The sequence below is a fragment of the Parvularcula marina genome, assembly GCF_003399445.1.
Classification (GTDB): Bacteria; Pseudomonadota; Alphaproteobacteria; order Caulobacterales; family Parvularculaceae; genus Parvularcula; species Parvularcula marina.
Window position 1 is genome coordinate 1,396,700 of the sequence record NZ_QUQO01000001.1, and the last position, 23,762, is coordinate 1,420,461.

The window sequence follows — 23,762 nt, forward strand, 5'->3', positions numbered from 1 at the left end:
CGGCGAAGCCGGCGGAGGGGGCACACCGCCCCAAAATGATCAGGGGATGAGTTGCCCCCATCCCCACGCGTTGCACGGGACTTCCCCCATAAGGGGGAAGAAAAGCGCGCTACTCCCCAGTGCCCGGCAGGGAATATTCCACCGTGATGCCGCCGCCGAGCGGCCAGTCCATCTGCACCCAGAAGATCGTCATGGCGAGCCCCGAGATCAAAAGGAAGATGGAGTAAGGCAGCATCATTGCCGTCAATGACCCGAGCCCGAAACTGCGGTCCCATCTCTTCGCGAAAGTCAGGATCAGCGGAAAATAGACCATCAGCGGCGTGATGATGTTGGTCGCGCCATCCCCCACCCGATAGGCGGCAGTCGCCATTTCAGGGGAGACACCGAGAATCATCAGCATCGGGACCACGACGGGGGCAAGGAACGCCCATTTGGCGCTGGCCGAGCCGACAAAGAGGTTCAGCACCGCCGCAAAGAGGATCACGACAACGAGAATGCCCCAGATCGGCAATGCCGATTCCTGAATGGCATTGGCGCCCTTCACCGCGAAGATCAGCCCCAGATTGGACCAGTTGAACATGGCGACAAAATGCGCGGCCATGAAGGCGAGGACGAGATAGTAGCCCATATCCTTCATCGCGCCGGTCATCATATCGACGATGTCGCGATGATCCTTCACCGTCCCTGCCGCCGCGCCATAAAGCCAGGCGGTCACAAAGAAGAGGACGAAGAACCCGGCGACGAGGGAGGTATAGAACGGCGTTAATCGCGCCTGGAAGGAGCAGTCTCCGGCGGCGAGTGCTTCATCCGGACACGCCGCTTCATTCATCAGCGGGGTCCCCGGCCCAAGCGTCATGAATGCCCAGAAGATCAGAACGGCGAGCAAGCCGAGCCCTGCGCGGCCAAGTCCTTTTTTTTCTCCCGGTGTAAGCTCGCGTTTGACGTCATCCATCGGAACATCTTCACCCGCCATCGAGGCTTTCCATTTGCCCAATCGGGGCTCGATGATCACGTCGGTGACGAACCAGATGACCGGCAGGAAGATAAAGGTCATCCCGGCAATGAAATACCAGTTGCCGGCAATATTTGTCGGGAAGTCCTCGACCAGAATACCCGCCGCCTCTGACGTGATGCCGAGGAGGAGCGCATCGAGCTGACCCATGACGAGGTTCGCGGAAAACCCGCCCGAAACCCCGGCAAAGGCCGCTGCGATCCCTGCGACGGGGTGTCGTCCTGCGGCGGCAAAGACGATGCCCGCCAGTGGGATGAGAACAACATAGGCCGCGTCCGCCGCAAGGTTCCCGAGCATCGCGATCAGCGCAATCATCGGGGTCAGGAGAAATTTCGGTGCATCTCCGACAGCGGCCCGCATGGCCGTGCCGAAGAGCCCTGCCCGCTCGGCCACCCCGGCGCCCAGCATCACGGTGAGGACGAGCCCCAGCGGATGGAAATGCGCGAAGGTCTCCGGCATCTGCACAAAGAGCTTTTGCAAGTTCTCCGGCGAGATCAGCATCTTGGCCGAAATCACTCCATCCTCACCAATACCGAAACGTGCCTTCTGGCTGTCGGGCATGCCGGAGAGAATCTGTGTTGAGAGCGTCTCGGACAGATTGAACAGCCCGGAAATGATCGAAACGACGACCAGAAATCCAATCAGATAGAGAAAAAGAAAGGCCGGATCAGGTAGTGCATTCCCGGTCTTTTCAACCCAGCCTAGAAAACCGCGCTGTGATCGTTCCTGTGGATGCGGATCAGGTTCAGTCACGGACATGGGCGGTCTCCTTCTGTTGGGGGCCTGATCACCAGGTTCATGACCGATCATGCCAATGAAATAGGCATTTCTGCAACCGCGAACGCCATTGATAAGCAAGAAAATGCGTCTTCCTTAACCTGACAGACACCTTGATTTTGTTTGTATAGCGCTGGGCCAGCCCGTTGGGCGACGTAGAGAGACCAGAATATGCTGTCAGTTTTAAGCTGTGTGATCACCGAGCACGATTTACGTCTCGTGGTCGTCGCAGCCTTTGTCTGTGTCGTCACCTGCGCACTCGCCGCGGTTTGTGCCTCTCGCGCCAGTTTTTCTCGAAAACAATCTCGCCGATTGATAGCTGCCGGACTTGGAGCTTTCACCAGCGGCGCCGGGATCTGGGCGACCCATTTCATTGCCATGCTGGCCTATGAGACACCGCAATTTGCTGGCCTCAGCACATTGTTGACCGTCGCCTCCTTTGTCGCGGGCATGATCGGATTTGGGTTCTCGTTCCTTGCGCTCATTTTCCTGCCCCCGCGCCTCAAATTGATCACAGGCGGACTGCTCTATGGGGCAAGCATCTGTACACTGCATTATCTTGGCATGGCAGCCTATGGCGCTTCAGCTCTGATTGTCTGGAACACACCCTACATTGTCATGTCTGTCGTGACGGGACTCGTTTTTTCAACGCTGGCCTTTTCAATGCTCCAGCGCCCGATGCCAGCCATGCGTCAGGTTTTTGTCAGCCTTTTCCTGATCCTGTCCGTTTGCGGCCTGCACTTCACGGGCATGACCGGATTTTCGATTATCCCCACCGAAGCGCAATCGGGGGTACACATCATTCAACATGAAGGCCTGGTGACGATTGTCGTCAGTGTCGCGATCATGCTGGCCCTCTCGGGCATCGGCATTCTTGGTTACGGCAACCACGTCACGCGGCAAAAGGCTATCGAAGCCGATCACCTTCGCAATCTGACGGTCGAGCTCGAACAGGCGCTGAAAGCCGCCGAAGCCTCAAACCGCGCTAAGTCGGATTTCCTTGCCAATATGAGCCATGAAATTCGCACCCCCATGAACGGTATTATCGGCATGACCGATATTCTTCTGGGGACGGATCTTGACGAACGTCAACGCGGCTTTGCGCAGGTAATCCTGTCTTCAGGCAATGGCCTTTTGTCGGTCCTCAACGACATTCTCGACTTCTCCAAGCTTGAATCTGGCAAGATGCGGCTCTCTGATGCGCGGTTTAACCTGCGCTCTCTGGTTAGTGACGTTGCCTCCCTGATGCAGGCGCAGGCACTGGCCAAGGATATAGAGGTCATCTTCCGCTATCAGCCGGACCTGCCGGCGCTTGTTCATGGCGATGAGTCCCGCATGCGGCAGGTCCTGAACAATATTGTCGGTAATGCCCTCAAATTCACTGAGAAGGGGCATGTCTACATCAATATCAGTGGCGAAGAGGCCGGCGAGAATACCCGCTTCACCATCTCCATCGAAGACACGGGCATAGGCATCGCTGAAGAGCACCTGAAAGCGATCTTTGAAAAATTTGAACAGGCCGATACATCCCGCGCCCGCAAATTTGAGGGGACGGGACTGGGCCTCGCCATCTCTCGCGAGATCGTTCACCTGATGGGGGGCGACATCGAAGTGAAGAGCGCCCCGAATGAAGGCTCCACTTTTATCATCACGCTTGAGATGCAGGCAGAACACGCGGCATCGGTACAGGAAATCGCAGCAAATCTTGAGACCCTTCGGGTACTGATCGTCGATGACAATGAAGTGAACCGGCAGATCCTGGCCGAACATATGAATGCCTGGGGTATCGAAGCGGTCTTGACCAATTCGGCGCCTGAAGCGCGTGAGATGATTGCTTCCATGTCACGGGCCGGCAAGCCGCCAACGGTCCTGATTACGGATTATCATATGCCCGGAGAATGCGGCGATGAACTCGTTGCGGGACTGCAGGGGCACGCTGAATGGGCCACCCTTCCCGTCATCCTGCTCTCTTCCGTCGATGTGCTGAACGGTCAGCATATGGGCCTTCAGGGCGAATATGACGCAAAGCTGATGAAGCCCGTCCGGCCTTCTCAATTGATGGATGCTCTTGCGGAAGTCTCACTGGGATCTGCAAACCGGAAGTCCATGCAGATACCCGTCACCCCTTCCGTCGATAGCGCACAAACAATTCTATCTATTCCGCCTACGAAGAGACTGCTTTTGGCTGAAGACAATGTCGTCAACCGGATGGTGACGACCGCTATGCTGGGAACAGATGAATACAGCATCGTCACGGCAGAGAACGGCGAAGTCGCTGTCGAACTCTATAAACAAGGCAAATTTGACGTTGTCCTGATGGATGTTTCGATGCCGGTGATGGATGGCCATGAGGCCACACGCCGTATCCGGTCCTATGAGAAGCAATCGGGACGAACCCCGACCCCTATCATCGGGGTGACGGCCCATGTGCTGGATGGTGATAAAAAGGCGTGCTTCCAAGCCGGCATGGACGGGTTTGTGCCCAAACCTTTGCGTCAGCCGGAACTGAAAGCCGCCCTCGCCAAATTTGCATCGATCTCTGCAGAAGATCTCCCGTCAACCAAGGCGATTCAGGGCTGACGACTCAGAAGTCAGCCCCCTCCCTGCCACTTCCATAACTGGCACAGCGATTGCTTACCCGGATATTAATCCCGGTAAGGAGCTGTTAACCATGTATGGAAAATCGCGGCTGCAATCTTCGCAACTGATGGCCCGTGCGCGCCAGGTCGGCGAAACCAAGGATGAGGCAAACTCTGCCGACCCGATCAAGCGGGCCCGCGCCGCCATGCGCACGAGCCTCTTTGCAAAGAATACCAAGAAACGCTGAGGCTCATTGGCCTTCAAAGGACGGCTCTTCGAACCCGGTCTCTGCGGTGACCGGCCAGTCAAAGGCCTCTTCCGCCGATTTGCGGATCTCCCGCCATGCCGCTCGGCCATTGGTGCTGTTGGTCAGGATGATGATGCCGTCCCCGCTGGCAAGGTGCCCTTCCATATGCGCGCGATAGCTGGTGTTCGCACCGCCATGGTGGAAGACGCGCGTCTCCCCTTCTCCATTAAGACGCGGCCCCAGCCCGTGCCAGCTCATCGGCACACGGGTCATCATGTCCTGCGCGAGGTCGGTTGAGAGAAAATCACCCTCTCCATTGGTGCTTTCCTCAAGCGCGATGACGAAGCGAGCCATATCCTCCGCACTCGTCCAGAGGCCGGAAGCCGCCAGCTCCGGCATCGCCTCCCAGCCACGCGGCAAAGCGGCGGGGACGCCATAGCGATCATGCGCCCGCGCGATATTGCCGTGGGTGGCAGGCAGAGGATTGACGAATGTGCTGCGCGTCATGCCAAGGGGATCGAGCACATATTTACGCGCCGCCTCGGGATAGGAGAGCCCCGTCACATCCTCTATCAGGACCTGACTGACCGTGATTCCGCCTCCGGAATATTGCATGCGCTCCCCCGGCGTGAAGATGAGCCTTACCGGCCCCTGCTTTGCAGGCGGTTCGCCATTGAGGGTCTGAAGCGCGGAAGGCAGTTCTTCACCCGGCTCAAAATCCGGGAAGCCATGAATGCTGAACCCCGCCGTATGCGACAGGATCATCCGCAAGGTGACTTTCTTCTCCGCCGTGAACGCGCTGTCCTCGACCTTCCATGAGGTGAGGTAGTCATTCACGTCCCGGTCAAGATCGAGGAGCCCCTCATCGACCATCCGCAGGATGATCCCAGCATTGATCATTTTTGAAATGGACCCCGCGGAGAAGACCGTCTCGCCGTCGATCGGCATGTCCTCCCCCGCCAGCCTGGTGCCGTAGCCTTTGGCCCAGACGATCTTGCCATCCTCGATGATAGCAACCGCCGCGCCGGGCACATGGTGGATCGCCAGTGCCTCCTCAATCGTGCGCCGCGCTGCGTCGGGATTGCCGCGCGCCTCCCGATCCATAAGGCGGGTCTCAAAAGCGATGATGCGCGGATCATCACCGCTGAGCGGTTCGGCCGAGGTCACCGCCAGAAAGAGCGGCGCACACACGCAGGCGGTCAGGCCAGTCCTCGCAAATCTTCTCATCACTTCCTCCCGGCCAGCAGCCCGCTTCTCTACTAATATATTAGTAGCACATACCTGTACTAATTCATTAGTTCAAGGGGGCGATAGGTTTGGAAGATTTGTCCGGCCGCTCTTCACAAGCGATCTGGACAGCGGCAAGACTGTCCCCATGAGCACACAGAAATTCACCGGTACCGAGAATTACGTCGCCACCGACGACCTTAAAATGGCGGTCAATGCCGCCGTCACGCTGGAGCGACCGCTCCTGATCAAGGGCGAGCCCGGCACCGGCAAGACAGTGCTAGCAAAGGAAGTCGCCACCGCGCTCGGGATGCCGCTGCTGGAATGGCATGTGAAATCGACGACAAAGGCGCAGCAGGGCTTATATGAATATGACGCCGTCGCGCGGCTGCGGGATTCACAGCTCGGCGAGGAGCGCGCGCGGGATGTCGCCAACTACATCAAGCGCGGCAAACTGTGGGAGGCGTTCACTGCCAATCAGCGCCCGGTGCTTCTTCTTGATGAGATCGACAAGGCCGACATCGAATTCCCCAACGATCTGTTGCAGGAACTCGATCGCATGGAGTTCTATGTCTACGAGACCGGCGAGACGATCACAGCCAAACAGCGCCCCGTCGTCATCATCACCTCGAACAATGAGAAGGAACTGCCCGACGCCTTCCTGCGGCGGTGCTTCTTCCATTACATCAAATTCCCTGATCCCGAGACGATGTCCGAGATCGTCGAGGTGCATTACCCCGGCCTGAAACAGCAGCTCGTCACCGATGCCTTGCGCACTTTCTACCAGCTGCGCGATGTGCCGGGACTGAAGAAAAAGCCGTCTACGTCGGAACTGCTCGACTGGCTGAAGCTGCTGATGGTCGAGGATATCGATCTCTCGACCATCCGTGAGAAAGATGTGCGCAAGGCGATCCCGCCGCTGCATGGCGCCCTCCTCAAAAATGAGCAGGACGTCCATCTGTTCGAAAAGCTCGCCTTCATGGCGCGCCGCGAGAGCTAAAGTGCCCCCCTTACTGGCGTGTATAGACGTCTCCGTCATAATTGAAGGAGGTCGGGACACCGTCTGCGCCCATCACAAACTGGATGACATCCCCGGAGAAGGGAACCATCTCGACACGGATGGAATCCTCCCGCGTGAAGGGCTCAGCAACTGAACTCAGATTGCCGATGGTGACGCGGAGGTCATCGCCTTCAATCGTGATATCCGCCGTGCCGTAATCCTCGTTCGAATAGCTCCCTGTGTAGGCACTACGCGGCTGGGTGAGCTGCCATTCCCGCGTTGAGCGGCGCTCACGGTCTGCCGTTACCGATGCGATGATCCGGTCCCGCCGCTCAATCGCCGCCGCAATCGCGGCCTTGCCGTCCGTGTCAGCCGTTTCAGGATCGAGCATCAGGTCATAGACATGATTGGCCACTGCCTCGGGAAAGCCTGCCGCTACCGGGATTTCGTTCATCAGAACGGCGACGCCGATCTTCTCTTCGGGGATATAGGAGATATGGGCGCGGAACCCGGCATAGCCGCCAAAATGGTGGACAAGGTTCTGGCCCTTATAAGTGCTGTTATACCAGCCTAACCCATAGGATTCACGGGTATACGCATCAAATTCAGAATTGGCTTCAGCCAGCGGCACGCGGGTTGAGACGACGACCGCTTCGGGGGCGATCCGCTCACCATCTACGACCCCGCCCTCGACCATGAATTCAAGCCAGCGCAGCGCATCGCTGGCGCTCAGGACCATGCCGCCTGCCGACTGCATGGTGGCGTCAATCTTCTCAAGCGGCGTGATGACCGGACCGCCTTCCATGCCGCCGAAATGAGGTTCCGCCAGCGAGCGGCCCGGCGCCTTAGCCACCGACATATAGGCGGTCGTTTCCTCCATCCCAGTGGGCTCGAACAGCTCTTCTGCCAGAAGATCCTGCCAGTTCACTCCCAGCTTCCTGTCCGTCAGTATGGTGAGGATATTATAGCCGACATTGGTGTACTGGAATGTACCCAGCGGCGCGTTTTCATTCGCCTGTGAGCGGCCGAGCAGCTCCCAAGTCTTCTCGGGCGTATGCTGGCCAGTGAAGGCAACCCGGTAGACGATCGGATTATTCCTAATTCCGGACGTATGCGTCAGAAGCGAGCGCAGGGTCACCTCATCGGGGCGCACTTCCGCCGGAAAAGGCGCATCCGGCGCAAATTCAGTAAGCGTCTGGTCAAGATCGATCTCGCCGCGATCATCCAGGATCGCCATGGCCATAGCGGTGAAAGATTTTGTCGAGGAAGCGATGTAGAATGCCGTGTCCGTCGTGACCGGCTCGCCCGTCTCGATATTCGTCACGCCGAAGCTGCGCAGATAGACACCGTCCGGCGTGTAGATCGCAACCGCCAATCCGGGCACGATGCCGACGGCGTCCATCCCCTCTTCGATATAGGTGTCCATTTCTCCTGCGATGGCGAGCGGCGGCTGGGGTGCGGGCGCGGCACTCGTTGCGCAGGCTGAAACGGACATGACGAGACCGAGCCCGGCAAGGGCACTCAATCGGGCGGACATATAACTCTCCTGATAATTCCGGGGACGGCTTATCGTGGCAGCGGCATCCCCGTATTGGACGATCTTAACTGGCGACGGCTTCGCCGAGCGCCTGCACGCGTCCTGGGGCAAGCCCCAACTGTTGGCGGAACACCCGGCACATATGGCTCTGATCATAAAAACCGGCCACTTGGGCGATCCGTCCCAGCCCGCGCCGTTTCTTACCGAATTGCGCCATGGCACGGCGGATCGACTGGTTCTGGGCATAGGCGGTGATCGATTCGCCGAAATGCCGCCGGAAGAGCCGCGAGGCATGGACGGGATGTACCCCCGCCGCCTCCGCCCGGCTCGCGACATCGACTTCCGCCAGCCCACTCTCGGTCAACTCGTCCTTCAGCCGTGAGAGCCAGCGCGGCGCTGACCGCTTTGCCCCTTGGGCCGCCCCCATCCCTTCAGCCAAAAGGCAAGCCTGCCCTTGCGCGATGCGCGCCTCATCCTCGTGCCGAATCGCCTCCGTCAGCTCGAGCGCCAGCCGCATCGACGACGCCGTCCGCAGGCACGCCCATTGCGGCGTCTCTCCCTTCTCGGACGGGATCTGCGGGAATGTCAGGCATAAGAGCGCTGCGCCTTCATGCGAGAAATGGTTGGAATGGGCGGTGTCCCGCGGCTTGATCAGCACATCCCCGACCCGCACCAGACAGGAGCCATTTGAGCTCTCTTCAAGGAAACCGCCCGCCATCACGAGGGTGACATGCGAGAGATCATCCCGATGCGACGCCATCTGCGTCAGCGGCGCATACTGCCTGTGATACCGCATTATCCCTCGTTCCTGCGTGCTATTCTCAGGAGATTGCCACGCCTACATTTGTAGTCAAGATCGCCACAAAGCTTAACCAGCCGTTAATTTACGGTGGACGATTGGCGCCCCATCGGCCATGCTGACCCCTAGATCGCACACCTATATGGGGACGAATAAGGGTATGCTGGGCAAAATTCTTGCGTTTGTGCTGGGGGTCGCCGGCCTGATTGCCGGTTCACAAGCACCGAACTTCACGACACATTTCATGCAAAATCTCGAAGGCCGCGTCGATGAGCGCCGCCTCGATGCAGAACGGATCACAGAGCGCTGGGAGTATTACGGCGTTGATCGCGACCAGGTGGCCGCCGATTGCCGGGCCAGGTCAGAAGAAAACAGTAATCCGCAGGCAAGCTGCCTTGAGGATGAAATGATCGTCCGCCGGTTCGAAAAACTGCTCGCATTGCAGGAAGAGCTGCAGGCCGCCAGCAAATGGGAACGCCCCATCCTGCTCGGCCGCGCACTGCTCGATGGCTCATGCAGCTCGGATGTGCCGGACGCGCTCAAAGAGAAAACCGAGAACCGTCTCGACACGCTCTGCACCCGCTATCTCGCTATGAATTCGCTCAAGGAATTCGAGCTGGCCGTGCCGGTCACCATGGATGGCCTTGCCTATGGCGCGGGCGGCGGTGTCGGGTTCTGGGCGATCTTCCGCCTGCTCTTCGGCCTGATCGGTATGCCCTTCCGCAGCCGCTACGCCTACTGAGCAAAGGCTACACCTGAATTGAAAAAGGGCGCCCGGTGAGGCGCCCTTTTTGTTGGCTTGTACTTTTCTCCCTCGCCGAGCGGGGGAATAGGTATCTTTACTCCGCCGCCATGCTCGGTGCGTCTTCGGTCCATTTGAGGACAGGATTACGCGCGGCCTGCGTCTCATCAAGGCGGCGCATCGGCGAGTAGATCGGCGCGGCCTTGAATTTCTCAAGCTGGTCTCCTGATTTTGCGTCACGGGCGAGCCCGAGCAGCGCATCACAGAACTGGTCGAGCCCCTGCTTGGATTCCGATTCAGTCGGCTCGATCAGCATGGCGCCCGAGACGACGAGCGGGAAATACATCGTCATCGGATGGAAGCCCTCATCGATCATGGCTTTGGCAAAATCGAGCGTGCCGACACCGGTATCTTTCAGGAACTCATCCGAGAACAGCGCCTCATGCATACAGGTGCCATCAAAGGCCGGGGTCATCTCAGCAGACAGACGCTTGAGCACGTAATTGGCGTTGAGGACCGCGTCCTCTGCTGCCTGCTTCAGCCCGTCCTTGCCGTGGCTGAGCATATAGGTCAGCGCCCGGACATACATGCCCATCTGGCCATGGAAGGCCACGAGCCGCCCGAAGGCGTCTTTCGCTTCGCCTTCGATATCCTCAACGAGGCGGAAGCCGTCCTCATCCTGAATGATGAAGGGCACCGGCGCGTAAGGCGCAAGGCTGTCCGCGAGCACGGTCGGACCGGAACCCGGACCGCCGCCGCCATGCGGTGTCGAAAAGGTCTTGTGCAGATTGATATGCATGGCATCGACGCCAAGATCGCCGGGGCGGGCCTTACCCATGATGGCGTTGAAATTCGCACCATCACAATAAAAATAGCCGCCCGCCTCATGCACGGCATCGGCAATCTCACGGATGTCACGCTCGAACAGACCGCAAGTGTTGGGGTTCGTCACCATGATCCCGGCAACATCGGGGCCCAGCTTTTCTTTAAAAGCCGCAAGATCAACGCGGCCCGTTTCATCCGCAGGGATATCATCAACAGTAAAGCCGCACTGCGCAGCCGTTGCGGGGTTCGTGCCGTGCGCGGATTCAGGGGCGAGGACACGGGTGCGGGTCTCGCCCTCCCCGCGCGCGATGAGTGCCGCCTTGATCGCCATCATCCCGCAGAGCTCACCATGCGCGCCCGCCTTGGGGCTCATCGCAACGGCGGGCATGCCGGTCAGCTCTTTCAGCCAGCCGGCGAGGATGTCGATCATCTCCAATGCGCCCTGCACGGTCGATTGCGGCTGGAGCGGATGGATATCGGCAAAGCCCTTGAGACGCGCGACTTTCTCATTGAGACGCGGATTGTGCTTCATCGTGCAGGAGCCAAGCGGGAAGAGCCCCATATCGATGGCGTAGTTCTTCTGGGAGAGACGCACATAATGGCGCATCGCCTCCGGCTCAGCGAGACCCGGCAGATGAGGGGCGTGCTGACGGTCAAAACCGGCGATGCGCGGCTTGATGCCTTCGGCTTTCGGCAGGTCAACGCCTGTGCCCTCGAAGTCGCCAACCTCGAAGATCAGCGGCTCGGCAATCTCCAGCGCCCGGTTGCCCGTATGCGTCGGGAACGGCGTGTAGCTGGCGGTGTCTTCGGGGCGGGTGGGACGGCCCTGATTGTTCATGGTCATGATCTGGTCCTTACCCTTTGATTGCCTGTTCGAGGCCCGAAGCGAGCCGGTCGATATCGTCCGAGGTCGTCCGTTCTGTCGCCGCGACGATCAGGATATTCTCCAGATCCTCATTGCCCGGCCAGAGGCGACCGCCGGGCACACCGGCCAGGATCTTCTGGCGTGCCAGTTCTTCGACCACTGCTTCTGCATTCTTCGGCAGACGGATCGTAAACTCATTGAAGAAACTGTCATTGAGAAGCTCGACGCCGGAGATGGCGCTGAGTGCATCAGCGGTCTTGCAGGCGTTCTCGTGATTGAGGATCGCGAGCTGACGCAGGCCCGTGCCGCCGAGCAGCGACATATGAACCGTGAAGGCAAGCGCACAAAGCCCCGAATTGGTGCAGATATTCGACGTCGCCTTTTCGCGTCGGATATGCTGCTCCCGCGTCGAAAGGGTCAGCACATAGCCGCGCTTTCCGTCCGCATCCACGGTTTCCCCGGCAAGGCGGCCCGGCATGTGGCGCCTGTGTTTATCGCGCGCCGCAAAGAGACCGACATAGGGACCGCCGAAATTGATGGCGTTGCCGATCGACTGGCCTTCGCCAACGACGATATCCGCGCCTTGCTCACCCGGTGATTTGAGGAGGCCAAAAGAAACGGCTTCGGTCACGACCGCCACCAGCAGCGCACCTTTTTCATGGGCGGCATCGGCGAGCGCCGAGAGGTCACGAAGATGGCCGAAGACATCCGGGGACTGAACGATGATGCAGGAAGTTTCCTCATCGATCATGTCGGTGAGGCCGCCCTGCCCCTCCGGGTTTGACGGCGCAAAGACCACCTCATCGCCGATGAGTTCGAGATTGGTGCGGATCACCGCCTCGTAATGCGGATGAAGCCCGCCCGAGCAGATCACCTTGCGCCGCTTGGTGATGCGTTTCGCCATCAGCGCGGCTTCAGCAGCCGCCGTCGAACCGTCATACATGGAGGCGTTGGCGATCTCCATGCCGGTGAGTTCGGCAACCTGCGTCTGGAACTCAAAGAGATATTGCAGCGTGCCTTGCGCGATTTCCGGCTGATAGGGCGTATAGGCGGTCAGGAATTCCGACCGCTGAATGATGTGATCAACCGTCGCCGGGACGTGGTGGCGGTAAGCGCCGCAGCCGACGAAAAAGGCCGTGTCGCCCGCCGCATTATTCTTGCGCGCCAGTGCCATCATCTCGCGTTCGACTTCGAGCTCGCTTTTGTGATCGGGCAGATCGAGCGCGGGGTTCAGCGCATCAGCGGGCACATCGCGGAAGAGGTCATCAATGGCCCCGACCCCGATGACGCCGCGCATTTCGGCGCGCTCTTTATCATTAAGCGGAAGATATCTCATATTACCTTACTCCGTCGCGAAGACCTGTGCGTCGTCGCGGAATGCCTTGAATTCTAGTGCGTTCCCAGAAGGATCGCGGAAAAACATGGTGGCCTGCTCGCCCGGCAGGCCTTCGAAACGCGTATAGGGCTCGATCACGAATTCCGTGCCCGCCGCTTTCAGCCGGTCAGCGAGTTTCCAGAAATCATCGAGTTCGAGAATGACCCCGAAATGCGGGACCGGCACGCCGTGTCCGTCCACGTCATTCTTGACGCGGTCCCCTGCCTCACTGCCGAGATGGGTGACGACCTGATGACCGAACATGTTGAAGTCGACCCATTTCTCATCCGAACGGCCTTCTTCGCACCCCAGAAGCTCGCCGTAGAACGCACGTGCCGCCGGAATATCCGCCACCGGAATAGCCAAGTGAAAACGGGGCCGCGTCACTCCGAACCTCCCTCAATTGATAGAGAACTGACCGCGTCATTGGCATCCTTCAGATCACCGGAAATGCCGCAGAGTTCTTTTGCTCGCGCCACCGTCATCGGCTGCATCGTGATGGCGAATGTCAGCGCGCCCATACCCGAGGTCGGATCACCAAGACCCGATTTCCTCATGAATGTATCCGCCGCGAGCAGCGTCTCGTCATCGGGACGTTCAATCAGCTGCGAGTATTGCGACCGAACGCAATTGCATTCCGATGCGGAAAACGACTCGCAGCTGAGCTCTGACCGGACTGATAACGGCGCCTGATTGTATGTTTCACGCAGCCTGTCGATACGGCTGGTTGTCGATGCGCATGCGCCCAGCAAGATCAGGCCCACCATCCAACTTGTCTTCTTTATCCTGAGCATTGTCATCTTCATTCCCCAAAATCGGTGGACGGGACCGGCCTCACTCGCCGCCTCCGTCACCGCCGCCATCCGAGCCTGAATCAATGCCGCCATCACCGCCACTGCCCTTGCCGGACTTGGTCGCGGCCAAAGCCGCGCCAATCGAAAGGCCCATGCCGATCCCGATGGCAAGGCCGATGCTCATATCATCCATGGCGACGCCGAGGGCCGTCCCCACGCCGACACCGATCGCGATGCCGGCACCGAGATATGCGCTTCTCGCATCAGCCATTGGCGCAGAAATCCTTATACGCCGCTTCATCCATCAGGGCGTCGATCTCGGCCATGTCGGACGGCTTGATCTTGACGAACCAGGCCGCGCCGCCGGCATCCTCATTCACTTTCTCCGGCGCATCGACGATATCGCCATTAGTCTCGGCAATTTCGCCGGAGATCGGCGCGTAGACGTCAGAGGCCGCCTTCACACTTTCAACAACCGCCATGTCGTCATGGGCGGAGAAGCTCTTGCCGACATCAGGCAGTTCGACAAACACGACATCGCCAAGCTGTTCGGCCGCGTGCGGCGTAATCCCGACCACGGCAACGTCGCCTTCCATACGGACCCATTCGTGATCCTTTGTATATTTCGTCGTCATGCGGACTTCTCCTCAGGCTTTCTTGGGGGCGCGGTAATAGCGCTGTTCGACAAAGGGCAGGGTCACGATTTCGGCCTCCATGGCCTTACCGCGAATGATGAGGTTCACTTTGGTGCCCGGCATGGCGTGATCGGGCGTGACATACCCCATCGCGATGGGGCCGTCATAGGTCGGCCCGAAGCCGCCGGAGGTCACAGTGCCGATGACGTCGCCATTTTCTGACTGGATCTCAACACCTTCGCGGGCAGGCGCCCGGCCAAGCGGTTTGATCCCGACCCGGACTTTCGTGGGGCCGTCCTCAAGTTCTTTGAGCACCCGGTGGGCACCGGCAAAATCGCCCTCCTCGCGGCGGCGCTTGCCGATGGCAAATTCGAGCGAAGCCTCAACCGGGCTTTCCGCCGGGGTCATGTCATGGCCATATAGGCAAAGCCCAGCCTCAAGCCGAAGAGAGTCGCGCGCGCCGAGCCCGATGGGCTCGACCACGGGACGCTCGACCAGACGGCGGGCCACAAATTCAGCTTCTTCCGCCGGGACTGACAGCTCATAGCCGTCCTCTCCCGTATAGCCGCAACGCGACAGCATGATCGGCAGGCCCTCAAACTCAGCATCCATCATCGACATGAAGGGCATATCGTCCGCCTCAGGAATAAAGGCGGTCATGACGGCGCGGGCCATCGGCCCCTGGATCGCGATCAGTGCGCGGTCATGAAGGACGCGCAGCTTGGCATCGACGCCCAGATGCTCGCGCAGATAGGCAAAATCCTGCTCCTTCACCGCCGCGTTGACGACGACGAAAAGCCGGCCCGCATCCTCATCGGACGGCAGCCGCGTGATCATCAGATCATCGAGAATGCCGCCACCTTCATTCAGAAGAACGGTGTAGCGGATGCGGCCCTTGCCCAGCTTTCTGATCTCGCCGGGGACGACCCGTTCGATGGCCGCCGCGACCCGCTCATGAGCATCCGCCGTACCGACGCCATCCACCTCGATATAGGCCTGGCCCATGTGGCTGACATCAAAGAGCCCCGCGCTGTCGCGCGTGTGCAGGTGCTCGCCCTTTACGCCGAGCGCGTACTGGACGGGCATTTCATACCCGGCAAACGGCACCATCTTGGCACCAAGTTCACGATGGAAATCCCCTAAGGGAAGCTGTTTCAGTTCGGCCATACCCACCTTGCAATCTTGCCGCGCCCTGATTGGCGCGTCCCCCGGCTGTCGTGGGACCTGAGAGATTGACGCGATTCCCGTCATCCGGGATCCCAGCGCTTGCTCCGTCGGTAGGGCATTACGCCCTTTTCCAGCCTTTAACTCCCATCCGCGGTCCTTTTGCCTGAGCGTTTCCGAGGGGGTTGCGCCTTCGGCCCTGACCGGGATGGCCCGATCAGCGTCTCCCGCGGAGGAGACACCTGCCGCAGCTGCAGCAGAGAGCGGCACATTAGAGCGCAACGCTTGCCAGTCAATCGGCGATGGGCCTAATGCCCTTCCAATGACTGACAATTATGAAGACCTTCTCGCGGTGGTTCTGGGCCGCGCCCGTGAGGCCGGTGCAGATGCCGCCGATGCCCTCGTTTATCGCAGCGCCAGCCAGTCGGTTTCCGTCCGGCTGGGCGAGGTCGAGGATATCGACCGCGCCGAATCGCGGGATCTGGGACTTCGTGTCCTGATCGGAAAGCGGCAGGCCTGCGTCTCGACCAATGATTTTGCGTCCTCTGCCCTGACCGACCTTGCCGAACGGGCGGTCGCCATGGCGAAGGAAGCCCCCGAAGACCCCTATTGCGGCCTTGCTGACGCAAGCGATCTCGCAAGCGGTCCCTATCCCGAGCTTGAGCTTTATGACGGCATCGAGCCGAGCGCCGAGGATCTCAAAGCCCGCGCGCTGGCCTGCGAAGATGCCGCGCGCGCCATTGAGGGCGTCACGAACTCCTCTGGCGCAGGGGCGAGCTTCGGGCATGGCCAGACCTGGTTTGCGACGTCGACCGGTTTTGCAGGCACGACCGCAGGCGGGCGGCACTCCACTTCCGTCTCTGTCCTTGCCGGGACCGGCACAGGCATGGAGCGCGATTACGACTATCATGGCGCAACGCATCTCAGTGATCTGCGCTCGCCAGAGGATATCGGCCGCACAGCCGGGCAGCGCGCAGTGCAGCGCCTGAACCCTGAGAAACTCTCAAGCCAAAAGGCCCCGGTCATTTTCGACCGCCGCCTTGCCTCAAGCCTGCTTGGTCCCCTGTCCGGCGCGATCAATGGCGCCGCGATTGCGCGCGGCACTTCGTTCCTCAAAACCAAAATGGGCGAGCAGCTTTTCCCTGCCGATGTCACGATCACGGATGATCCTTATATTCCGCGCGGCTTTGGCTCGCGGCTGTTTGATGGTGAGGGGCTGAAGCCGCATGCCATCAATGTGATTGAGGATGGGGTTCTGACGACCTGGATCCTCAACCTTGCCCAAGCTCGCCAGCTCGGCCTTCAGTCGAATGCCCGCGCGCGGCGCGGCACCGGGGGCCCTCCCGGCTCCGGCACGACCAATTTCGATCTTGGCCCGGGCGAGATGAGCCCCGAAGAGCTTTACCGCGATACCGGCAAGGGCCTCCTCGTCACCGACATGTTCGGTCCCCAGATCAATTCGAATACCGGCGATTACTCGGTCGGCTGTTCGGGCTTCTGGATCGAGAATGGCGCGGTCGGCAAGCCGGTCTCGGAGATCACTATTGCCGGGAACCTGCTCGACATGTGGGGCAATCTCACCCGCGCCAATGATTTCGAGCGCCGCGGCAGTTCCAACGCCCCCTCCTTGCGGGTCGGGGAGATGACGATTGCCGGCAACTGATGCGCCTCAGGCGCCATCCCTCAGTGATGACCATCAGCTGCTTTGCGATGCCGTGCGTGAGGCCGGCGCCCGTGTGCTCTCCCGCTATCGCGGACGGCCGGTCCGTCGTTGGACCAAGAATGACAAATCACCCGTTACCGAGGCCGATCTTGAATCTAATGCTATCCTCAAGGACCGCCTCTTAAGCGCGCGACCCGGCTATGGCTGGCTGTCTGAGGAATGCGTCGATGATGCCCGGCGGCTTCATGCCGAGCGGGTCTTCATCATCGATCCGATTGACGGCACCCGCGCCTTTATCGAGGCGAGCCCCGAATTCACTGTCTGCGCCGCGCTGGTCGAGAATGGCGTTGCCATCTCCAGCGCGATTTTCAATCCGGTGACGGAGGAGTTCTTCGAGGCAACACTCGGCGGCGGCGCGCGGTGCAGCGGCAAGCCCCTTCGGGTCAGCCCGGCAGCGGATCTCGATGGCGCCAAAATGCTGGGGCCCGGCCATATGTTCGAGCACCCAAGCTGGCCGATCCCGTGGCCGAAAATGCGGCTCGGCTATCGCTGCTCCACGCAGTACCGTTTCGCGCTGGTGGCTAAAGGACAGTATGACGGCGCCATCGCGCTGGTGAGAAAATCTGACTGGGATGTCGCCGCCGGGACGCTGATCGCGACCGAGGCCGGCGCCCATGTTTCCGACCATCTTGGCAGCGGCTATATCTTCAATCAGCCCGATCCCTGCCAGCGAGCCCTTGTCTGTACCGCGCCGGGCCTTTATCCGGCAGTGCTTGAACGACTATCCCATCTGCCGGCCGACCTGCGGGGCGTCAAAGGCGGCAGGCGCTGAGCCTTGAAAGCGAGATCATGACTGAACAGAAAAAGCAGCTTTTGCACCTTGTCTTCGGCGGCGAGCTGACCGACCCGGCAGCCGCAACCTTCCGTGACCTGAGCAAAATCGATATTGTCGGCATCTTCCCCGACTATAAAAGCGCGGAACTGGCCTGGCGCTCAAAAGCGCAACAAACCGTCGACAGTGCCCATACGCGCTATTTCATCGTGCATCTTCACAAGATGCTCGATCCGGATGGCGACGGAATTCTTGGCTAAGGAATAAACTTAGGCGGTAACGGCTTGCCAGCCGCGGCGGGTTTTCGGCGCGGCATCACCGGCAAAAAACTGCATCATGAGCCCAAGCGGCACCGCCACAGAGGCGACGATCAGCGCCACTCCAGCTAGAGCGACCCCCAGCATCAAGGCCGTCAGCGCAAGCAAAGCCTGCACACTGGCCCAGGCGGTTACGGGCGTTTTCCGGGTCACAGCCCGGGGCGAAGCAGATGTCATCGCGTTCATGAGGCGATGACATCACATTCGCCGCCTCATGAACACCCATAATTTTGGCAAAGTTGACGCCGGGTAAGTAAGCTTAAGCAGCGCTTAAAGCTTGCTGAGGACATATTCGGCGCTTGAGACCTCAAAAGCGCCCGGTTCCTCGACAAACAGGTCGGTGACCTTGTTGTCTTCAACGATCATCGCATAGCGCTGGGACCGCGTGCCCATGCCAAAGCCGCTGGCATCCATGGAGAGATCAACGGCTTGTGCGAAGGTCGCATTGCCGTCCGCCAGCATGTCGACTTCATCACCGGCCCCGGCGCTTTCGCCCCAGGCGCCCATGACAAATGCGTCATTGACCGAGATGCAGGCGATCTGATCGATGCCTTTGGCTTTCAGCTCGCCTGCTTTTTCCACAAAGCCCGGCAGGTGCCGCGCCGAACAGGTCGGTGTGAAAGCCCCCGGCACGGCGAAAAGGACAGTCTTTTTCCCTGCGAAATAATCGGCGGATTTGATCGTCTGGGGACCGTCAGCAGTGGCTTTTGTGAGGTCGGTTTCGGGGAGCTGATCGCCTGTCGTTACCATGGGAAGTCCTTCTCTCGTGCGTGTTTCCTTGTCGCCTGCCGCCTAGCGCATTTTTCAGCTTCCGCGAGCCCCTTAGGCGCAGTTCTCCCTCCTTTGTGACCACTCTGCGCTTGCGCCAGATCAGGGAGGGATTAACTTTGAAATCATGGACAGCGTTGATGACCACTATTCGAGCAAGGGCCCCGGTCTGTCGGGCCGCCTGCTCATTTCCGTGCCTAGCCTTGATGACGGGCCATTTGAGAAATCCGTCGTCCTGATCGCCCGTCACGATACGGAACATGCCTTTGGCGTGATCATCAACAAACCGATTGCCGGCCTGATGGCCGCCGATGCGGTGAAGGAAGTACGGCTGAGCCCGTCGCTTACCGCAGAGTCGGCACCGGTCTTTTTCGGCGGTCCCTGCGATCCGCAAAAGGGCATCGTTCTGCACAGTACGGAATATCAGAGCGAAGAGACGATCCCGGCCGGGAACGGCATGGCGCTGACCGCGACGCGCGATGCGCTGGAGCGGCTTTATGGTGACCAGCTTCGCCCCCAGACCTCGCGCCTGATTGCGGGGCATTCGGGATGGTCGGCTGGCCAGCTTGATGAAGAGCTGCGCCGCAATCTGTGGCTCGACATGGAAGCCACGGCGGAGTTCGTCTTCCGCACTGAGCCCTCCCTGATGTGGGAAGCAGCCTTCAAATCACTGGGGGTCGAGCCCGTCAGCCTGTCCGCTCTCAATACGAGCGATCCTTCACAGCTCAGCCCGCTGAATTAGGCAAAGCCTCTCTCGCAGAGTGCGTTTAGCGAAGGTCGTCCGGGCGGCTGCGCGGAGACAGATTACGCTCCGTATCCGCCCTTCCCCCGCCTGAGGCCGCATCCGCCGGTTCGCCGCCAATCCGCTGGGCCGCGCCGAAAAGGAAGCCCTGACCGAAATCGCAGCCGAGCTCGATCAGCATTTCGGCGGTTTCCTCATCCTCGATCCCTTCGGCCACGACCGGCGCCTTGCTCTTCTCCGCCGCATTCAGCATGGCGCGGACGACAGAGCGCTGTTTCTTCCGTGTCGTGAGGTCTTCGAGCAGGCTCTTGTCGAGCTTGACGATATCGAAGTGGAATTTGGACAGGCGGCTGAGGGTCGAATAGCCAACCCCGAAATCATCGACCGCGAGACTGGCGCCGGCATTGCGGATCGCCTTGGCGGCGGCAAGCGCCTTGTTATGGCTTGCCTGGATCTTGCCTTCGGTGAGCTCGACGACGAGCGCGCCGGGCGGCAGGTCAAAGCGCAGGACAGCAGCCTTGACGATCTCGGCCACGTCTTCTTTCGGCAGGTCGGTCGCTGAGATATTCACCGACACGAATTGCCCGAGGCCGGGTTCGGCCTTGACCCAGTTGGCAAGTTCCTCCGCCGCCTGATTGATCACGATCCGGGCAAGGTCGGGGCCGCGCCCATCGCGGATCAGGTCATCGACAAAGTCCTGTGCATCGCGGACCTCACCCCCGGGCAACTCCCAGCGGGCGAGTGCTTCGAAGCCGACGACCTTGCGGTCTTTCAGCCGGACAATGGGCTGGAACCAGGGGCCGATCTGCCCGGCATCAAGCGCGGCGCTGGCTCCTGCGACAGGTTTAGCGGTCAGCGGGCTGTCATCTTTGGCAAGCGCTGCCGGCGCGGCAACGGCGGCAAGCCCGGTCGGGCGCTGCGGCGTGGGCTCAGGCTCTGCCCGTTGCGGAGCGGCAGCAGCGAGCGCTTCGGCCTGCATTTCCAGACGTGCAAGGAGCCCGTCCTGATCGACCTGCCGGCGGCCTTCGAGGCGAATCGTGGCGCCGTCAATCGTCTGTACCCGGATATCGAAACGACCGGTCTGCGGCTCATACCCACCAAGGATCGCATCATCGAAATCAGGCAGCGAGCGTTCATCGATGAGGTCACGGATGACATCGGGGGTCGCCAACTGGCCTCCGCGGATGCGGAGCATCTCCCCAAAGCCGCGCCCCATACGCACCTCGCGCTGGGCCATCATGTCCCAGACATATTCGTCATCGCCGATCGGGATCTCGCGCACAGCATAGCCCGGCTGCACATCATGCCCCCATTGGGCGGAGTAGGGCTCGGAACGCTCACCGAAGCGGTCACGCGGCGTGGCTTGATGGTCCTGCTGGTCGCGGGCGACCGGCGCGGGAACGGGCGCGGCCATATGGCGAGGCGCCTGCTCGGGTTCCGCATCGATTTCTGGCTCTGGCGGCCGGACGCGGCGGATCGGGGCCTGCTGCTCGCGCTGGGGCTCGGGTTCGGCGTCAAATGTCGGGGAGACGCGGCGTACCGGGCGCTCCATATCGTCGGGCTCGTCCTCAAGCTCACGTAAGAGCGGGCCATCATGTGCAGCAGCGGCAGAGGCCGAGGCGACCGTCACGGCAGGAGCGAGCGGCGCAGCGCGCTTGGGCGCCTTCTCCCGCGTCTTGCGGGGCACTGGCGCCATGATTGTGTGCGCGGTCAGCTGGGCAGCCAATGCGGCAAGCAAGACCCCGCCGGTCAAAAGGAAGATCGGCGTCGAGGCGACAAGCCAGCCCGCGCCCGTCACCCGCTCTGCCGCGAAAGACATGGCAGGCAAGGACGCCACCGTCAGCAGGAGACCCGGCGCCACGGCAATGGCGCCCTTATCCCCGCGCAGAAATTCGAAAAACAGAAACAGGATCGTCAGCGCCGCTGTGCCGCCAATGGCGATCCGCGCGACCGGCCATCCATCAATGAATTGCAGCATGCTGGCCCCGCCCGCCAGCAGCATGGCGAAAATTGCCAACAGCATGACAAGCCCGATCAGCGTGTTCTCTCGCGCCAGACGCACTGTCGCGGTGTGAAATAGCAGGACCGAGCAGGCGAACAGGCAGACGATCAGCACCTGCGTGCCGCTGGAGATAAAATCGAACCGGCCAAAGAGCAGCGCGACCAGAAGGGCGGCCAACGCGACAAAGCTGAAACTGACGGCGGCAACGGCCGAACGGCGGAAAAGTGCAAGAATTAGAAGGAGAAACGCGGCTAGCCCCAGCCCGCCAATCGCGGCGGCTTCGACGAGGGCGACTTCCCGGGGCATGGCCCCGACGGCCCATCTGAGGCGTTCGCTGTATCCGTCGATACCGAATGCCGGAACGAGATCGTTCATCTAGACTGTAACCCCACCAGATACTGCCGCCCGGACTTGATTGTGGCCGACTGAGCGCGTGAGCACAAGGCGCCTTCAGGGGCTGATTGGCTATTCTGCAGTGCCAAATCCCGTGCTGATCCGCTTCTCGAGGCTTTCAAGATCCGCGCCGATGACCTCAAACCGCTCCTCGCGGCTGTAAAGGTCGCGGCAGCCCGGCGGCAGAGACGGCTCCCGGCCCGTCGCCGTCTTGACCGCATCGGGGAATTTCGCGGGATGCGCCGTTGAGAGCGTGACTAGCGGCCCCTTGAGTCCCTCCACCCTTGCCTGCGCCGCAGCCTCAAGCCCGACCGCCGTATGCGGATCAACCAGCATGGCGGTCTCTGAGAAGGTCTTGGACATCCGGGCGCTGACCGCCTCTTCGCTGACTCGGAAGGAGAGGAAATCCTCTGCCATGCGGGCACGCACCGCATCGGGCAGGGTGAAACTGCCACTCTGCTTGAGCGCCCCCATGAGGCTCGTCACAAGCTCTGCATCGCCGCCGCTGGCCGCGTGGATCAGGCGCTCGAAATTACTGGAGACCTGAATATCCATTGAGGGCGACTGGGTTTTGACAACGCCTGTCACTTCATAGCGGCCCGTCCTCAGCGTGCGGTCGAGAATGTCGTTCTCATTCGTCGCAATGATGAGCTGACCGATTGGCGCACCGAGCTGTTTGGCAACAAAGCCTGCAAAGATATCGCCGAAATTCCCAGTCGGCACACAATAGGAGACGAGCCGCCCCTCCCCGCCAAGCGTCAGCGACGAGGTCACGTAATAGACCGTCTGAGCGACGATCCGCGCCCAGTTGATTGAATTAACCGCGCCCAGCGAGACCGCCTGCCGGAATGCATCGTGGGCGAACATTTCCTTCACCAGCCGCTGGCAGTCATCGAAACTGCCCTCAACGGCGAGATTGAGGACGTTTTCCGACTCCACCGTCGTCATGAAACGGCGCTGGACATTCGAGATCGCTTCATTCGGGTGAAGGACGCAGATCGAGATATTCTCACGCCCCGCCATGGCCTCGATCGCCGCCCCGCCCGTATCACCGGAGGTCGCGCAGACAATCGTCATGCGGCGGCCGGCAGCGGCGAGCCGGGATGAGAACATCGGCCCCAGCCACTGCATCGCGACATCCTTGAAGGCGAGCGTCGGGCCGTGGAACAGCTCCAGGAGGAAATCCTCCGCCCCCGTCTGAACAAGCGGCGTGACTGCCGGATGGGCAAAGGAGCGATAGGCATCCTCAAGGTGGAAATCGCCTTCGGGCGAGAAGGGCCGGATCACGACCTCGGCCACCTCGATATAGGGGCGCCCGCGCAGGCCCTCGATCACGGATGGATCGAGCGTCGGGTAGACCTCTGGCACATAAAGGCCGCCATCAGGGGCAAGCCCGGTCAGCAGGACATCATCAAAAGAAAGCTGAGGCGCAGCCCCGCGGGTCGAGAGATAGGTCATAACCCCTC

23 protein-coding genes and 2 riboswitches are annotated in these 23,762 nt (G+C 60.5%); of the genes, 8 read left to right on the forward strand and 15 right to left on the reverse strand.

Annotated features, from left to right (window positions below):
- Positions 1-109: 109 nt before the first annotated feature.
- Complete coding sequence (locus DX908_RS06565) at positions 110-1,771, reverse strand: AbgT family transporter (RefSeq protein ID WP_116391609.1); 1,662 nt, start codon at positions 1,769-1,771, stop codon at positions 110-112.
- Positions 1,772-1,960: 189 nt separating this feature from the next.
- On the opposite strand from DX908_RS06565, the gene DX908_RS06570 reads away from it, so the two are divergent.
- Both DX908_RS06570 and DX908_RS16300 read left to right on the forward strand, forming a co-directional pair.
- A complete protein-coding gene (locus DX908_RS06570) occupies positions 1,961-4,369 on the forward strand; it encodes a response regulator (protein ID WP_116391610.1) in 2,409 nt (802 codons plus the stop codon).
- 91 nt (positions 4,370-4,460) lie between these two features.
- Positions 4,461-4,616, forward strand: a complete 156-nt coding sequence (locus DX908_RS16300) for a hypothetical protein (RefSeq protein ID WP_158548557.1) — start codon at positions 4,461-4,463, stop codon at positions 4,614-4,616.
- 3 nt (positions 4,617-4,619) lie between these two features.
- On the opposite strand, the gene DX908_RS06575 is transcribed toward DX908_RS16300, so the two are convergent.
- Positions 4,620-5,843 carry a serine hydrolase domain-containing protein gene (locus DX908_RS06575; protein ID WP_116391611.1) on the reverse strand — a complete coding sequence of 408 codons (1,224 nt, stop codon included), beginning with the start codon at positions 5,841-5,843 and terminating at the stop codon, positions 4,620-4,622.
- Between the two features lie 148 nt (positions 5,844-5,991).
- On the opposite strand from DX908_RS06575, the gene DX908_RS06580 reads away from it, so the two are divergent.
- Complete coding sequence (locus DX908_RS06580; RefSeq protein ID WP_116391612.1) at positions 5,992-6,843, forward strand: AAA family ATPase; 852 nt, start codon at positions 5,992-5,994, stop codon at positions 6,841-6,843.
- A gap of 10 nt (positions 6,844-6,853) precedes the next feature.
- Here DX908_RS06580 and DX908_RS06585 read toward each other — a convergent pair whose 3' ends face one another.
- Both DX908_RS06585 and DX908_RS06590 read right to left on the reverse strand, forming a co-directional pair.
- Positions 6,854-8,380: a serine hydrolase gene (locus DX908_RS06585; protein ID WP_158548559.1), complete on the reverse strand. Its 1,527-nt coding sequence runs from the start codon at positions 8,378-8,380 to the stop codon at positions 6,854-6,856.
- A gap of 64 nt (positions 8,381-8,444) precedes the next feature.
- Positions 8,445-9,176 carry a helix-turn-helix domain-containing protein gene (locus tag DX908_RS06590; protein WP_116391614.1) on the reverse strand — a complete coding sequence of 244 codons (732 nt, stop codon included), beginning with the start codon at positions 9,174-9,176 and terminating at the stop codon, positions 8,445-8,447.
- A gap of 118 nt (positions 9,177-9,294) precedes the next feature.
- Between DX908_RS06590 and DX908_RS06595 the strand changes: the two genes are divergently transcribed.
- On the forward strand, positions 9,295-9,921 hold the full coding sequence (locus tag DX908_RS06595) for a DUF2937 family protein (RefSeq protein WP_116391615.1): 627 nt from the start codon (positions 9,295-9,297) through the stop codon (positions 9,919-9,921).
- Positions 9,922-10,018: 97 nt separating this feature from the next.
- On the opposite strand, the gene gcvPB is transcribed toward DX908_RS06595, so the two are convergent.
- The 7 genes from gcvPB to gcvT are packed head-to-tail and all read right to left on the reverse strand — an operon-like array spanning position 10,019 to position 15,582.
- Positions 10,019-11,590: an aminomethyl-transferring glycine dehydrogenase subunit GcvPB gene (gene gcvPB / locus DX908_RS06600; RefSeq protein ID WP_116391616.1), complete on the reverse strand. Its 1,572-nt coding sequence runs from the start codon at positions 11,588-11,590 to the stop codon at positions 10,019-10,021.
- A gap of 10 nt (positions 11,591-11,600) precedes the next feature.
- Positions 11,601-12,947, reverse strand: a complete 1,347-nt coding sequence (gene gcvPA, locus DX908_RS06605; protein ID WP_116391617.1) for an aminomethyl-transferring glycine dehydrogenase subunit GcvPA — start codon at positions 12,945-12,947, stop codon at positions 11,601-11,603.
- Between the two features lie 6 nt (positions 12,948-12,953).
- Positions 12,954-13,373, reverse strand: coding sequence for a VOC family protein (locus DX908_RS06610; RefSeq protein WP_116391618.1), 420 nt, complete (start codon positions 13,371-13,373; stop codon positions 12,954-12,956).
- Positions 13,370-13,873, reverse strand: coding sequence for a hypothetical protein (locus DX908_RS06615; RefSeq protein WP_158548560.1), 504 nt, complete (start codon positions 13,871-13,873; stop codon positions 13,370-13,372). Before DX908_RS06615 ends, DX908_RS06610 begins: the two co-directional genes overlap by 4 nt.
- Positions 13,821-14,051 (reverse strand): glycine zipper domain-containing protein, encoded by a 231-nt coding sequence (locus DX908_RS06620; protein WP_116391620.1) that lies wholly within the window; start codon positions 14,049-14,051, stop codon positions 13,821-13,823. The genes DX908_RS06615 and DX908_RS06620 overlap by 53 nt, the downstream gene beginning before the upstream one ends.
- Positions 14,044-14,415, reverse strand: a complete 372-nt coding sequence (gcvH, locus tag DX908_RS06625; RefSeq protein WP_116391621.1) for a glycine cleavage system protein GcvH — start codon at positions 14,413-14,415, stop codon at positions 14,044-14,046. Before gcvH ends, DX908_RS06620 begins: the two co-directional genes overlap by 8 nt.
- Positions 14,416-14,427: 12 nt before the next feature.
- Positions 14,428-15,582 (reverse strand): glycine cleavage system aminomethyltransferase GcvT, encoded by a 1,155-nt coding sequence (gcvT, locus tag DX908_RS06630; protein WP_116391622.1) that lies wholly within the window; start codon positions 15,580-15,582, stop codon positions 14,428-14,430.
- Between the two features lie 35 nt (positions 15,583-15,617).
- Positions 15,618-15,723: riboswitch (glycine riboswitch) on the reverse strand.
- A riboswitch (glycine riboswitch) is annotated at positions 15,724-15,819 on the reverse strand. It lies immediately after the preceding riboswitch.
- Between the two features lie 82 nt (positions 15,820-15,901).
- On the opposite strand from gcvT, the gene DX908_RS06635 reads away from it, so the two are divergent.
- Genes DX908_RS06635 through DX908_RS06645 form a run of 3 tightly spaced genes read left to right on the forward strand, consistent with a single transcriptional unit; the run spans position 15,902 to position 18,334 of the window.
- Positions 15,902-17,242 carry a TldD/PmbA family protein gene (locus DX908_RS06635; protein WP_116391623.1) on the forward strand — a complete coding sequence of 447 codons (1,341 nt, stop codon included), beginning with the start codon at positions 15,902-15,904 and terminating at the stop codon, positions 17,240-17,242.
- Positions 17,229-18,074 carry a 3'(2'),5'-bisphosphate nucleotidase CysQ gene (locus DX908_RS06640; protein WP_116391624.1) on the forward strand — a complete coding sequence of 282 codons (846 nt, stop codon included), beginning with the start codon at positions 17,229-17,231 and terminating at the stop codon, positions 18,072-18,074. Before DX908_RS06635 ends, DX908_RS06640 begins: the two co-directional genes overlap by 14 nt.
- A gap of 17 nt (positions 18,075-18,091) precedes the next feature.
- Complete coding sequence (locus tag DX908_RS06645; protein WP_116391625.1) at positions 18,092-18,334, forward strand: DUF4170 domain-containing protein; 243 nt, start codon at positions 18,092-18,094, stop codon at positions 18,332-18,334.
- A gap of 9 nt (positions 18,335-18,343) precedes the next feature.
- Here the strand turns inward: DX908_RS06645 and DX908_RS06650 are convergent, their stop codons facing one another.
- Both DX908_RS06650 and DX908_RS06655 read right to left on the reverse strand, forming a co-directional pair.
- The gene (locus tag DX908_RS06650; protein WP_116391626.1) at positions 18,344-18,577 is read right to left on the reverse strand and encodes a hypothetical protein; all 234 of its coding nucleotides are present in this window, start codon (positions 18,575-18,577) and stop codon (positions 18,344-18,346) included.
- 84 nt (positions 18,578-18,661) lie between these two features.
- Positions 18,662-19,141 carry a peroxiredoxin gene (locus DX908_RS06655; protein ID WP_116391627.1) on the reverse strand — a complete coding sequence of 160 codons (480 nt, stop codon included), beginning with the start codon at positions 19,139-19,141 and terminating at the stop codon, positions 18,662-18,664.
- A gap of 145 nt (positions 19,142-19,286) precedes the next feature.
- Between DX908_RS06655 and DX908_RS06660 the strand changes: the two genes are divergently transcribed.
- Entirely contained in the window at positions 19,287-19,901 is a 615-nt protein-coding gene (locus tag DX908_RS06660) for a YqgE/AlgH family protein (protein WP_116391628.1), read from the forward strand.
- Between the two features lie 25 nt (positions 19,902-19,926).
- Here the strand turns inward: DX908_RS06660 and DX908_RS06665 are convergent, their stop codons facing one another.
- Both DX908_RS06665 and thrC read right to left on the reverse strand, forming a co-directional pair.
- Complete coding sequence (locus DX908_RS06665) at positions 19,927-22,278, reverse strand: EAL domain-containing protein (protein WP_116391629.1); 2,352 nt, start codon at positions 22,276-22,278, stop codon at positions 19,927-19,929.
- A 90-nt stretch (positions 22,279-22,368) separates the two neighbouring features.
- Entirely contained in the window at positions 22,369-23,754 is a 1,386-nt protein-coding gene (gene thrC, locus DX908_RS06670) for a threonine synthase (protein WP_116391630.1), read from the reverse strand.
- Positions 23,755-23,762 lie beyond the last annotated feature (8 nt).